The following is a 13,449-nucleotide window of genomic DNA, read 5'->3' on the forward strand; positions in this document are numbered from 1 at the left end:
CAAATGTATAGAAATAACCAAAACTAACTTAAAAACTACACATTATGAGAACAGGCAAATATCGGCGAAATTATGCATCTCGCCTATTGATAATAGCGTCCTTGTTGTTCGGGATGGATGCCATGTCCCAGGAGCTAAGTATCTCCGGAAATGTGGTCACCGAGGATGACGGACAGCCCCTTCCCGGTGTTAATGTGGTCGTCAAAGGAACCACCAATGGCACCCAGACCGATTTTGACGGAAATTTCACTCTAAATAATGTTAAGACAAATGCCACCCTTATCTTCAGTTATATAGGTTTTGAGACACAGGAAATCCCGATTAATGACCAATCTATAGTGAATGTCACCATGGCCATGGGCAATCAGACCCTTGATGAAGTGGTTGTAATTGGCTATGGTTCGGTAAAGAAGAGCGACCTGACAGGTGCTGTTGCATCCATTAAGGCAGAAGAACTCAATCCGGGGGCGAACGCTTCGGTAGAACAGGCCCTGCAGGGCCGGGTGGCCGGAGTTCAGATAAGTCAGAAAAGCAACGAGCCCGGGGGCGGACTGAGTGTAAACATTAGAGGAGCGGGCTCCATAAATGCCGGAACAGAACCTCTTTATGTGATCGATGGAGTAATTGTGAACAACGGTACCATTGCAGCGAGCGGGGGTGCCGGATTTACCGCCAACCAAAATCCCAGGAACCCGTTGAACTCACTAAACCCGGCCGATATACAGTCTATTGAAATATTAAAGGATGCTTCCAGTACCGCCATCTATGGTTCAAGAGGATCCAATGGAGTAGTCCTTATCACCACTAAAAAAGGAAAGACCGGAAAACTAAAAGTGGCTTATGATTATTACTATGGCTTACAGGAAGCGGCCAAAACATTGGACCTTCTCTCCCCAGTAGAGTACCAGACCGTATTAAATTCAATAATTGACGATGGCGGTGGAGATCCAGGTCAAAGGATAGAGAACATCGAAGGAAATGGGACCGATTGGATAGACCTTGTACTACAGACCGCCCCTACCCAGAACCACAACCTATCCTTCTCGGGAGCCACGGAGAACTTAACCTATTATTCATCCATCAATTACTTTAACCAAGAAGGCCTTGTAAAAGGATCGGGAATGGACCGGTATAACATACGCCTGAACCTTAGTTCTAACGCTATCGATAAATATAATTATGGGATCAACATGAATGCGTCCTATATAAAGGATGATTTTGCATCAACGGGAACAGGAATCAACGAGAACGGAGGCGCCCTTTATTCAGCGATCAATTTTGATCCTACGATCCAACCCTATAATGGAGATGGTAGTTATAAACTCTCGGATTTCATAACCATAGACAACCCCCTTTCCATTTTGAACGGCGCAAGTGCCAGTGCGGAAACGTTTCGGTTTTACGGCAACACCTTTTTTGAGTATTACATTATTCCTTCATTATCGGCCAAGGTGCAGTTGGGCGCGGATACTCAATCAGTCCGTAGGGACGTATTTATACAGCCCTACACCCTTGCCGGTCTCGGTACCGGAGGAATAGCATCTATCCAGACAGGGAGAAGAGATTATGTTTCTATGGAAGGTACCTTGAACTATAATAAGGATTTTGGCAATGATAACCTAACGGCCGTACTGGGTGCAACGTATGAATATTTCCAATCCAAATCGTTTACGGGCAATGCCCGGGGTTTTGCCCTTCCCGATCTGGGGACCAATGCCATAGGGTCCGGAGATCCCACACTGAACAACCTGGGCAGTGGAAGATCCCAGTCAAGGTTCATATCCTATCTTGCAAGGGTCAATTATTCATTGAATAATAAATACCTGTTCACGGCATCAATCAGGGCAGACGGTTCCTCAAGATTTGGAGATAACAATAAGTTTGGATACTTCCCGTCAGGAGCCATTGCATGGAAAATGCAAGAGGAAGAATTTTTAAAAGATAGTCCTTGGATCAATGAATTAAAGCTACGTGCCAGTATTGGAAGTACGGGGAATGCCAATATAGCCAACGACCTTACCTTCCAGACTTTTTCGGCAGGAGGCAATCATTTGTTCGGAGATACTTTCTACAATACCATATATCCGTCCAGGCTTTCCAATCCCAACCTTACCTGGGAGAAAGCAGTTCAGTACGATATAGGGGTTGACTTTGGACTGTTTGGGAACAGGATTGCGGGTTCCGTGGATTATTTTAACAAAGAAACAACAGATCTTTTGCTCGTTGTACCCCAAGCCTTAAATACCGGATTTGCCGGGCAAACGCAGAATTTGGGTGGTGTCAGGAACCGGGGAGTGGAAGTGGGTCTAAGTGCTGGAATAATAACTGGCGACAACTTCTCATGGGATGTCAATGCAAACATGGCCAAGTTGAAGAACGAGGTGTTGGATATAGGCGATAGAGGGGATATCATTAGGGGTGCACAGGCCCAGATTCCCGATTTTACCATTGTTTCCCCCGGGGAAACCATAGATAGCTATTACGGCTTTATTGTCGATGGTGTTTGGCAGGAAGGGGACGACTTCAGTGTCACCGAATCCCAGGTCCGGCCAGGAGATGTCAAGTACCGCGATATCAATGAAGATGGTGTTATTAATGCGGATGATCGGCAGATCATCGGAAATTCGATTCCTGATATCACCTGGGGATTCACCAACAACTTCAAAATCTTTGATTTTACCCTTGATATCGTCATGCAGGGAGTGGAAGGAGTGGAACGGTTAAACGGTAACCTGATCAATTCCTATTCCCCCAACAACTTTAGGCGCAACAGGATTGCCGAACCCTTGTTGAACAGATGGACCCCGGAAAATCCCACTAATAGTTATCCCTCTTTTGTAAATCCTACCTCCCAGGGAGGGTCAAATGCCCTGATAAATACCAGAACGGTTGAAGACGCTTCCTATGTAAGGCTACAATCTGTCCGGTTGGGGTACAACATTCCGGTGGATAACATAAGTTTCCTGAACAGGCTCTCCCTGTACGTAACGGGTCAAAACCTCTTTACGATAACGAACTATAGCGGTGTTGATCCTGCGGCCAACGCAAGTGGCAGCAATACGATAGCATTGGATTTCAATGCATATCCCGTTCCCAGGACTTATTTACTAGGTTTAAGTGTTGAATTTTAAAAAAGAGCGTGATGAAAAATTTATATTTAAAAATAGTTACAGGACTGACCATGGCAAGTCTGGTCTTAAGTTCATGTGAAAAGGAACTGGATATGCCCCCAGTAGGAGAATTCTCCCCGGAAAATGTATTGGTGACAAAAGAAGGAATAGAGTCGCTTCTGTTTTCAGCCTATCTCAACGATAGGTTGCGCCAAGGCAATGTTAAGAACGAAATATTGATCAATGAGGTCACCACGGACATGAGCTTTGTAAGAATAGGAGCCGTCGAAAGGGAAATGAAGCCTTTTATCGACTTTAACTGGGATGCCTCTCACACCTTTTTCGAGGGCCCGATCTGGGCGGCCCGATACCAGGCTATAAGAGATGCTAATACGGTTTTGGAAAATGTTGGTAATACACTGTTAGGGGAATCGGAGAAGCTGACGATCACTGCAGAGGCCAGATATCTGAGGGCAGCACAATATGCCTTTCTTCACAGATATTTTGGACTGGTGCCGTTGCGTACTACAACGGACCAAAACGAACAGCCTCAGGAACTCGCTCTTTCCTCTCAGGAAGAGTTCAATACCTTTGTGGAGACCGAATTACTGGCTGCGGCCGAAAACCTGTTGAATCCCGAGGCACAGACTCAGAGGGGAAGGGCTACAAAGGGACATGCCTATGCGGTACTTACAAAATTTTTGATGGAGACCAAGCAGTGGCAAAAGGTCGTGGATGTTACCCAGAATATAATGGACCTGAACTATTATGAACTCTATCCGGAGTATCGCGCCCTGTTTTTTGTGGAAAACGAAGGCAATAACAAGGAAATCATAGTAACATGGTCATTTGACAACCAGGCCGGATCCGGAAATCAGTTTCAGAACGGGGCCTTTCCTCCGGGATTTCGAAGTGCCGACAATATTCCTGAATTTGTCTGGACGACTGCTATGGGGAACTGGGCTACCCAATTCAGTATAAAGGATGGTTTCTATGATTCCTTTGATCCGGCGGATGACCGTAAGACAGGGATCGTGGAAACTTACACAAACATGGGAGGCAATACCATTAACTTAAGAACCACTCCTAATAATTTAAGAAGTCTCAAGTTTTTCGACAACGAACAAATGGGCAATTTCTCGGGCTCGGATTTTCCCTACATCCGTTTTGCAGATATCCTGCTATGCCGGGCAGAAGCCCTGAACGAGTTGGGTGGGCCTACACAGGAGGCCGTTGACCTTGTTAATGAAGTCCGTCTACGTTCCATTGACGATCCCTATACGTTGGCAGAAGTTGGTGGAGCAGATTCCTTCAGAGATATCATCCTTGATGAAAGGGGATGGGAGTTCTATAGTGAGGGCAAAAGAAGGGAAGACCTGATCCGACATGGTAAGTTTATAGAATTTGCGCAGGATAGAGGGTTAAATGCACAGGCCCACCAGGTATTTTTCCCGTATCCGCAAGGGGAAATCAACACCAACCCGGCCCTTGGGCAAAGAGATGGATATTGATGGTTAAACAAAAAGGAAAATAAATTATCCTATTATGAATCGTAGAGAGAATATAAAATCCCTGTTTTTGGGAGGGGTTTCCGCTTCGCTTTTCAGTAATTGTGTTTTTTCCGAAAACGGGAAAAAAATACCGGAGAACAAGGAAGCCACGGATCACGATATCAGTAATTGGGACAAATTGCCCGACATGGATTGGGCGGGACCAAAATATTGGGCCAATAGGCTACAGGACTGGAATATAAAAGATGGCCTGTTACAGTGCGTTGTACAGGGAAAAAACAGGACCTTTCACCACCTTAGCATGCAATTGGGCAATTCCAGGAATAGTTTTGTTTCAAGGGTTGGGGTCAGATTTTCAAAGGAACTCCAGGCTTCGGACCATAACAGGATAGGTTTTGTACTAGGGGCAAAGAGCTGGAATTTTGAATACAGGGCATCCGCTGTTCATGGTGATGGTCTTCGGATTGGGGTAACCACTTCGGGGAACTTGTTCATTGGAAGTGAAGAATTCTATCAATCTCCGGTCAAAAGAAGTAAGTTGGCCGAAGGTGTGGTGCTGGAGGCTTTTGCGGAACCGTTGGGGAAGGCATATCATTTAACCTTGAACGTGTTCGACAAGGCCGGTAATCCATTAGGCGAAATAGAAAAGAACGGGGTCGCCCCGGAGGATTTGATTGGTAATATCGCCTTGTTGTGCCACTTTGAGGAGTTCGATCGGGAAAATGCCGATGGTCTGGTCTGTTCTTTTGACAAGTGGGAACTCTCAGGGGATAAGTTCATGAAAGATAATGGACAGTTTTTTGGTCCTTTGTGCTTTACCCAGTACACCAGACAAAAAGATTTGGTAAAACTCACTGCCCAGCTATGCCCCATACCCCTTCCCTCAAAAGTGGGATTTGAAATTAAACGGGGTGATACATGGAAGCTGTTACAGGAAACGGAAGTACAATACCCTTCCTATACGGCACAATTCAGGTTTGACAATTGGAGTTTTGAAGAATCCACACCTTTCAGGGTTTCTTATAGCCTTGGCTATACTGATGGAAGCAAGGAAACATCCTATTGGGAGGGAACCATTGCACGCGAGCCCCTGAACAAAGAATTCGTAAAGGCACTCGTTTGCAGTTGTAACCACGATATGGGTTTTCCTGACCAGGATGTTGTGGAACATGCGTCAATGCACGAACCAGATCTTGTCATGTTCCTAGGGGATCAGTTTTACGAGATCAACGGACACTTTGGCTTTCAGACTGCCCCATTGGAAAAGGCTTATCTGGATTACCTCAGGAAATGGTATATGTTCGGATGGTCATTCCGAAAACTTTTCCAGCATATACCTACCATAAACCTTCCTGATGATCATGATGTCTTTCAAGGCAATCTTTTTGGTGCCAATGGAATCGAATTCCCAAAAGCTTCCATAGGGAAGCGGTACGAGAGGGATTACGGTGGATTCATGATGCCTCCGGAATGGGTCAATCTCGCCATGACCACCCAGACCAGTCATATGCCGGATCCTTATGATCCCCACCCGATAGAGCGGGGCATCCATGTGTTCTATTCCAATTGGGACTATGCCGGGATAAGTTTTGGTATTGTAGAGGATAGGAAATTCAAGTCGGGTCCTGCCACCATTCTCCCAGAGGAAGCAACGGTCAGGGATGCCTTCGTGGAGAACACGGATTATCCCATAAAGGAAAACGATTATCCCGAAGCTCATCTATTGGGTACGAGACAGATGGAATTCCTAAAGGAATGGACCGAGAACTGGAGTGGGGAAACCGAGATGAAGGTCTTGGTTTCGTGTACCCCGTTTCATGCTTTGCAGACCCTACCTGACGAGAACAGTAATGGTATGCAACAAAGGCTCGATATCCCTGAAAAAGACGAATATGTCCAGGGTGATGTAGCGGTTGCGGATATGGACAGCGGCGGATGGCCTCAGTATGAAAGGGACAAGGTGCTGAGATTGATAAGAAAGAGTTATGCCCTACATCTTGCCGGCGACCAACATCTACCTTCCGTGAGCCAATATGGAGTGGACAGTTTTCAGGATGCAGGCTATTCCTTTGCTGTGCCCGCTATTGGTAACAGTTGGCCAAGGCGCTGGTGGCCCACTATACGGGAACCTTTGGAAGGACAACCGGAATATACGGGAAACCACGAAGATGCCTTTGGCAACAAATTACACGTAAGGGCAGTGGCAAACCCATATAGAACCGGCCTTGAACCGTCAAGACTTTATGATCGCTCGCCGGGATATGGGATTGTAACCTTCAACAAGCGCAACCGTGAGGTTAAACTGGAATGCTGGCCCAGATATGTTAATCCCAGAAGAAATCCGGATGGCCAATTTAGAGGATGGCCGGTGACGATAAACCAAATGGACAACTATAGGCCACAATCCCCGTACTTTCTTCCGAAGCTCAAGGTAAAGGGTTTGGAGAATCCCTTGTTCAAGGTTCTTAATGACAGGGAGGAACCCCAGTTAATCATGAGACCCGGAGGCACTGAATTCCAGCCGGTCATGGACAGGGCGGGTATCTATACCGTCCGGATTCTCGACTCAGAAGGCAAGACCCTAAAACAACTCGATGGTATAGAAGCCATTGCTTCCTTCAACGAAAGGGAACTTGAAATTTCGGTTTAACCTGTTCCTTTAGTATCTTAGGTTCCCGAAATATTTTTTTGTGCAGGTATTCGTCTGTCTGTCTTTAAGATCGAATACCTTGGTTGGCTTCCTCTCAAGGGCAAATGGATCGTGGAAAACTGTAGTGGCCCCGAATAAAATTAAAAAATTAAAGAACAGGAAATATAAAATTAAGGTTTATGAAATTTAAAGTAACTTCATCCTTTTTATTGATATGTCTTTTGGCACAGATCGTTTTTTCACAAAGTGAATCACCGAAACCAAATGTACTTTTGATATTGGTAGATGATTTAAAACCTGCTTTGGGCGCCTATGGTGATACCATAGCCATAAGTCCCAATATCGATCGGCTTGCCGGGGAAGGCATGCGGTTTAACAATGCTTATAGCAACCAAGCGGTATGCGGTCCTTCCCGGTATAATATTATGCTGGGATCCCGATCCACCAGTACCGGGCTGTACAATTTTGGAAAAGAATTCCGTGATGTTGTCCCCGATGCGGTTACAATGCCCCAACATTTTATGAATGCAGGCTACCACACCGAGTCGATGGGAAAGGTATACCATATCGGACATGGCAATACCAATGATGAGGCATCCTGGAGTATTCCCCATTTTAAGGAAAAGGTGATCGAATATATTCAACCAGAGAGTACGAACGGGGAGCTGACCCGGGAGGAAGCTTTTTTTGAAAATACCCGGATGTATATCGAAGACACCCCACCAAACAAGGAGCTGCCCCGGGGGGCAGCCTGGGAGTCTCCCGATGTGCTCGACGATGCCTATGCAGATGCCAGGGTGGCTAATCATGCGATCGATCGCCTGCGAAAATTGAGTAGAAAGCCCGGACAGCCTTTTTTTATGGCAGTCGGTTTTGCCAGACCACATTTGCCCTTTAGCGTGCCCAAAAAGTACTGGGATTTATACAAACCTCAAGACTTGTCGCTGCCGGATTACGAAAAGGCCCCCGAAGGTTCCCCGGACTTTACAAAGAAGCGGGATCATGAAATGTCCCAATTCTTCCCTGTCCCGGTGGGCAAGGATGTATATGATGAGGATCTAAAGCGAAAATTGATTCATGGTTATTATGCGAGTGTAAGTTATATGGATGCACAATTGGGAAAAATAATGGATGAACTCAAAAGGTTGAAACTGGATAAAAATACCATTGTCGTGTTGTGGGGCGATCATGGATGGCATCTGGGTGATCATGCCATATGGACCAAACATACTAATTTTGAACAGGCCAACCACATCCCTTTAATTTTTAAGGTGCCCGGAGTTACGAGTACTGGCAGTGTCACCGACCAATTTGCAGAATCGGTAGATGTCTACCCTACCTTGGCCAGTTTAGCCGGACTGGATAAGCCTATCGGGCCCCAACCCATAGATGGAATTGACCTGACCCCCGTATTAAAAGACGGGTCCAAAGAAATAAAGGACCATGCCTATCACGCTTTTCCGATGGGAGGTTATCTGGGGGAGGCCATCCGCAATGACAGGTACAGGATGATCAGGTGGACACCAATGCGCCATAATAACAAGGAGGTCTTATATGAGTTATACGATTATGAAAATGATCCGAAAGAGACCAGAAACATTGCCCCGGAAAAACCGGATGTAATTTCGGAAATGATTGAAACGTTGGAAAAGTATCCCGAAGCGAAGAAAATATAATACCAATTCTAAAAAATCCTTTTCATAAATCTTCATGTTCTAAAACCTTATCTGATGAGTTTATATAAAAAACCGAAAGAAAAACTTTTATTTTTGTTGGTATTAACATTGTTTGTTGTTTTCGGATGTAAACATAAAACTGAAAAATCTAATGCCAATCTTGCCGAATCCGGTAAAAAGCCCAATGTCATCATAATTTTTATTGATGATATGGGATGGTCCGATCTTTCGAATTTCGGCAATACGGAGGCTGAAACACCTAACATTGATCAATTCGCCTCCGAGGGTATAAGTTTTGAGCAATTTTATGTAAATGCCCCGATCTGTTCACCATCACGTGTGGCGATATCCACGGGGACATATCCTCAACGCTGGAATATTACTTCCTTTTTATCCAACCGTAAACATAATGCAAAAAGAGGGGTGGCAAACTGGTTGGACACCTCGGCCCCCATGCTCGCCAGAGATTTGCAAAAGGCGGGTTATGCCACCGGGCATTTCGGGAAATGGCATATGGGCGGACAACGCGACGTTGATGAAGCCCCGGCCATTACGGAATATGGTTTTGATAAATCGCTGACCAATTTTGAGGGCATGGGCCCCAAATTATTACCGCTTACCAAAGATGCAAAGGGAAAGGTAGGCCGGATCTGGGAAGATGCTGTGCGGCTCGGAGGACCACACACATGGATGCAACGCTCAGAGATCACGACCGGATTTATTGATGCAGCCATGGGCTTTATAGATCAATCTAAAAAAGAAGAGAAACCTTTTTATGTAAATATTTGGCCGGACGATGTCCATAGCCCGTTTTGGCCGCCTTTTGAGGATTATGACCTCACAAAGGAAGATGGGAAAAGAGCACTGTATCTGGCAGTTCTTGAAGCCATGGACAAACAATTCGGGAAATTGTTCAATTATGTAAAAAATGATAAAGAATTGCGTGAAAATACACTGATTGTTTTCTGTTCCGATAATGGACCCGAGCCTGGCGCCGGAAAATCGGGTGATCTCAAAGGGTATAAAGGTCATTTATACGAAGGTGGAATCCGGTCTTCATTAATCGTTTGGGGACCTGGATTCATTGCTGAAGATGCCAAAGGAACCCGCAATAGTCAGAATTATTTCTCAGCGATCGATCTGAAACCATCAATTCTGAAATTTACCGGTATAGATACGCATGAAACTGAACTAACCGATGGAGAAGATCTTTTGCGAACCATGCTCGGAAAAACCGGTGAATCAAGACAATCTCCGATCTTCTGGGGGCGTCCGCCGGATAGAAAAAACTATGAGGATTTTGATGATCCCTTACCCGATCTGGCCATCCGTGACAGAGATTTTAAACTGCTTTGTGATTTCGACGGTGGAAGGCCCGAACTTTATAATCTTATAAAGGACCCCGGAGAAACCAATGATATAGCCGATAAATATCCTGATAAAGTAAAAAGTATGACTAAAAAAGTCACGGAATGGTACGATAAAATGCCACAGTTAGAAGGTGAGGAAAATGAAAGAATTCTTAAATAAACCAAAGAGACAGAGAAATATAGTGCTCTCGGTATTGTTTAGTACAATAATACCTTTGGTCTCATTATATGCTCAGGAAAAATACAATGTTTTATTCATAGCTGTTGATGATTTAAATGACTACGTATCCCTGTTAGAAGACTACCCGGGCATTAAAACGCCGAATCTGGATAAGTTTTCAAAGAAAGCCATTACCTTTACCAAAGCGTATACCGCCGCACCGGTGTGTAATCCTTCCCGGTCAGCTGTTTTAACCGGACTTAGTCCCATTGTGACAGGTTTATATGATAATCCGGACCACTTCCGAAATTCCGGCGAAGCTATGGAATCGACTTTAATTCCTGAACACTTCAAAAATAATGGTTATATAACTATGTGGTCCGGGAAATTGTTTCATACCGGAAAGGACAACCATATTTCAAGGCCTGGCAAAGAAAGGATCCGGGAAATGTGGGATGACATGAAAGGTCACGACGGAGGATATGGCCCTAATGCCAAAGTGCCGAATATACCAGATAGCATAGCACACCCTTCTTTATTTGATTATGAATCCTGGGAAGGTCCCGATGATGATTTTCCCGATGTGGTAAATACAGATAGAACAATTGAAAGGCTGGAAGCTGATTATGACCATCCGTTTTTCATGGTATTAGGTCTATACAGGCCCCATAATCCCTGGACTGCTCCAAAGCGTTTTTTTGAAATGTACCCCCAGGATGAGTTGCAAATGCCCACCGTTCTTAAAAATGATCTGGATGACATACCGGAAATAGGAAAAAGATGGGCTGCAAAACCTGTAAACTTTCAAAAGCTTAAAGAGGTGGGAGAGTGGAAGCCTGTCGTTCAGTCTTATTTAGCATCTATTTCCTTTATGGATTATAACTTAGGCCGGGTTATGGAAGCTCTTGAGAAAAGCAAGTATAAAGATAATACCATAATTGTGTTATGGGCAGATCATGGTTTCCATATGGGAGAAAAGGAACACTTTGCCAAATATGCTTTATGGGAAAAAACAACCCACACCCTATTAATGGTCCGGATTCCTGGAGGTCCAGGAGGTGAAGAAAGAAGCCAACCTGTAAATTTATTGGATATCTACCCTACATTAATAGATTATTGTAATTTGCCAATGGTAAATCAGGAATTAAGTGGAGTATCTTTGAGGAATGTGGTGGAGGACGAAGATTATGACAGGAAAACACCTTCCATCACATATTATAAAAAAGGAAGTATTGGAGTGAGAACCCAAAATTGGAGGTATATAAGATACTATGATGGCACCGAAGAACTTTATGATCATAAAAGTGATCCTGAAGAATGGGAGAACCTGGCCAATAACCCCGAATATGAAGAAGTGAAAAAACGTTTTGAGAAATGGCTGCCCGGAAATATAAAGAAAGCCGTAGGGCCCATTAAAAGGAAGTAACATTGTAATTAATCGGATTATGAAAATAAATAAATTTCATTTTTTAGTATTATTTTTTCTATTAGGAAATATTGTTAATTCTACGGCTCAAAAACCTATTTCCCCAGGGAAAAACCCTCTTAATATAATATTATTCATTGCCGATGACCTGGCCGCGGAGGATATTGGTCCGTACGGAAATAAGATAGTGAATACCCCGAATCTGGATCGTTTGGCCGGTGAATCTTTATTATTCCAAAATGCATTTGCCAGTTCTCCAACCTGTGGACCCTCACGAAGTTCAATGTTTACGGGACTCATGCCTTTTCGGCATGGCGGACATGGTAATCATAGTGGTGTAAAGGAGGGAACGCAGTCCCTGCCCCATTATTTAAGGCCTTTGAATTACAAGGTTGCCATAGCGGGAAAGTATCATGTGGGCCCGGAAGAAAATTTTCCTTTTGAAAGGATTATGAATACCAATGTGCCCGAACCGGGTTTTGAAAATAATCCGGGGCTTCATTATGATTTAAATATGGAGCCGGTAGATAGCTGGCTTTCCGAGCAAAAGGAAGAAGGTCCTTTTATGTTAGTGATTGCCGACCATAGCCCACATGTTATCTGGCCTGAAAATTCGGAATATGACAAAGATGAAGTCGATATCCCCAAAAGACATATTGATACCAGGGATACCAGGATTTCAAGGACAAGGTATTATCAGGACATTACAAAAATGGATAAGAATGTAGGGAAGTTGCTGAGCAGCCTGGAAAAAAACGGACTGGAGGAAAATACTATTGTGATTTTTGTTTCTGATCAGGGGCCGCAATGGGCTTTTGGTAAATGGAGCTTATATGATTATGGCGTCCAATCCCCTATGCTGATACGCTGGCCGGGGAAAATAAAAGCCAATACCAAAACCAAGGCTATGGTTTCCCTCATTGACTTGCTTCCCACTTTTGTTGAAATCGGTGGAGGGAAAGCTCCCGGTCAAATAGACGGTAAAAGTTTTCTGCCACTGCTTACCGGAAAAAAAGATACACATCGCAAAGTAGTCTTTGCTACCCATACCGGTGATGGCCAGATGAACCGGTCCCCTTCACGTATGGTCCGTACCGAACGTTATAAGTATATTCTCAACCTTGCTCCCGAAGTGCTCTATACCACACATATGGACAAGGCCAAAGACCACGACGGAGGCCGGGAGTACTGGGATTCATGGCGAGAAAAATCGTTCACCGATGCACATGCCAAATCGGTATTATGGAGGTACCATCATCACCCAAAAGAAGAACTCTACGATATCAAAAATGATCCGCAAGAACTTAACAATCTCGCAAATAATTCTGAATACTCCGAAATTAAGGAAAGTTTACGAAAACAAGTAAAAATATGGCGTAAGGAGCAGGGAGATTCGGAGACAGGGCCTGAAGACCTATCTAAAAAGAAAAAAAGAAAAAAACCGGTTGCACCATATGTATTTTAACTCTGAATTAATAGCATAGAACAAAGATATCGAAACATTTAATTTCTATACACCGAATATATCTGCTCCCGGCAGGTACCG

General features: G+C 44.3%; 7 protein-coding genes. All 7 read left to right on the forward strand.

Annotated features, from left to right (window positions below):
* Window positions 1–44: 44 nt before the first annotated feature.
* The 7 genes from ACVBDY_RS01795 (at window position 45) to ACVBDY_RS01825 (ending at window position 13,368) form a co-directional block, all read left to right on the forward strand.
* Window positions 45–3,131, forward strand: a complete 3,087-nt coding sequence (locus ACVBDY_RS01795) for a SusC/RagA family TonB-linked outer membrane protein (protein WP_447173755.1) — start codon at window positions 45–47, stop codon at window positions 3,129–3,131.
* 11 nt (window positions 3,132–3,142) lie between these two features.
* A complete protein-coding gene (locus tag ACVBDY_RS01800; RefSeq protein WP_447173756.1) occupies window positions 3,143–4,621 on the forward strand; it encodes a RagB/SusD family nutrient uptake outer membrane protein in 1,479 nt (492 codons plus the stop codon).
* A gap of 34 nt (window positions 4,622–4,655) precedes the next feature.
* Window positions 4,656–7,271: an alkaline phosphatase D family protein gene (locus ACVBDY_RS01805; protein ID WP_447173757.1), complete on the forward strand. Its 2,616-nt coding sequence runs from the start codon at window positions 4,656–4,658 to the stop codon at window positions 7,269–7,271.
* A gap of 179 nt (window positions 7,272–7,450) precedes the next feature.
* A complete protein-coding gene (locus ACVBDY_RS01810; RefSeq protein WP_447173758.1) occupies window positions 7,451–8,947 on the forward strand; it encodes a sulfatase in 1,497 nt (498 codons plus the stop codon).
* A 54-nt stretch (window positions 8,948–9,001) separates the two neighbouring features.
* Window positions 9,002–10,477, forward strand: a complete 1,476-nt coding sequence (locus ACVBDY_RS01815) for a sulfatase-like hydrolase/transferase (protein ID WP_447173759.1) — start codon at window positions 9,002–9,004, stop codon at window positions 10,475–10,477.
* On the forward strand, window positions 10,458–11,903 hold the full coding sequence (locus ACVBDY_RS01820; RefSeq protein ID WP_447173760.1) for a sulfatase: 1,446 nt from the start codon (window positions 10,458–10,460) through the stop codon (window positions 11,901–11,903). The genes ACVBDY_RS01815 and ACVBDY_RS01820 overlap by 20 nt, the downstream gene beginning before the upstream one ends.
* Window positions 11,904–11,922: 19 nt before the next feature.
* Entirely contained in the window at window positions 11,923–13,368 is a 1,446-nt protein-coding gene (locus ACVBDY_RS01825; RefSeq protein ID WP_447173761.1) for a sulfatase family protein, read from the forward strand.
* Window positions 13,369–13,449: the final 81 nt, after the last annotated feature.

It is taken from the genome of Sinomicrobium halophytocola (assembly GCF_052983395.1).

What these genes read in the sequence shown, in the direction of transcription:
- ACVBDY_RS01795 (WP_447173755.1), top strand. Translation starts at nt 45, where the DNA reads ATGAGAACAGGCAAATATCGGCGAAATTATGCATCTCGCCTATTGATA.
- ACVBDY_RS01820 (WP_447173760.1), top strand. Translation starts at nt 10,458, where the DNA reads ATGAAAGAATTCTTAAATAAACCAAAGAGACAGAGAAATATAGTGCTC.
- ACVBDY_RS01825 (WP_447173761.1), top strand. Translation starts at nt 11,923, where the DNA reads ATGAAAATAAATAAATTTCATTTTTTAGTATTATTTTTTCTATTAGGA.
- ACVBDY_RS01810 (WP_447173758.1), top strand. Translation starts at nt 7,451, where the DNA reads ATGAAATTTAAAGTAACTTCATCCTTTTTATTGATATGTCTTTTGGCA.
- ACVBDY_RS01800 (WP_447173756.1), top strand. Translation starts at nt 3,143, where the DNA reads ATGAAAAATTTATATTTAAAAATAGTTACAGGACTGACCATGGCAAGT.
- ACVBDY_RS01815 (WP_447173759.1), top strand. Translation starts at nt 9,002, where the DNA reads ATGAGTTTATATAAAAAACCGAAAGAAAAACTTTTATTTTTGTTGGTA.
- ACVBDY_RS01805 (WP_447173757.1), top strand. Translation starts at nt 4,656, where the DNA reads ATGAATCGTAGAGAGAATATAAAATCCCTGTTTTTGGGAGGGGTTTCC.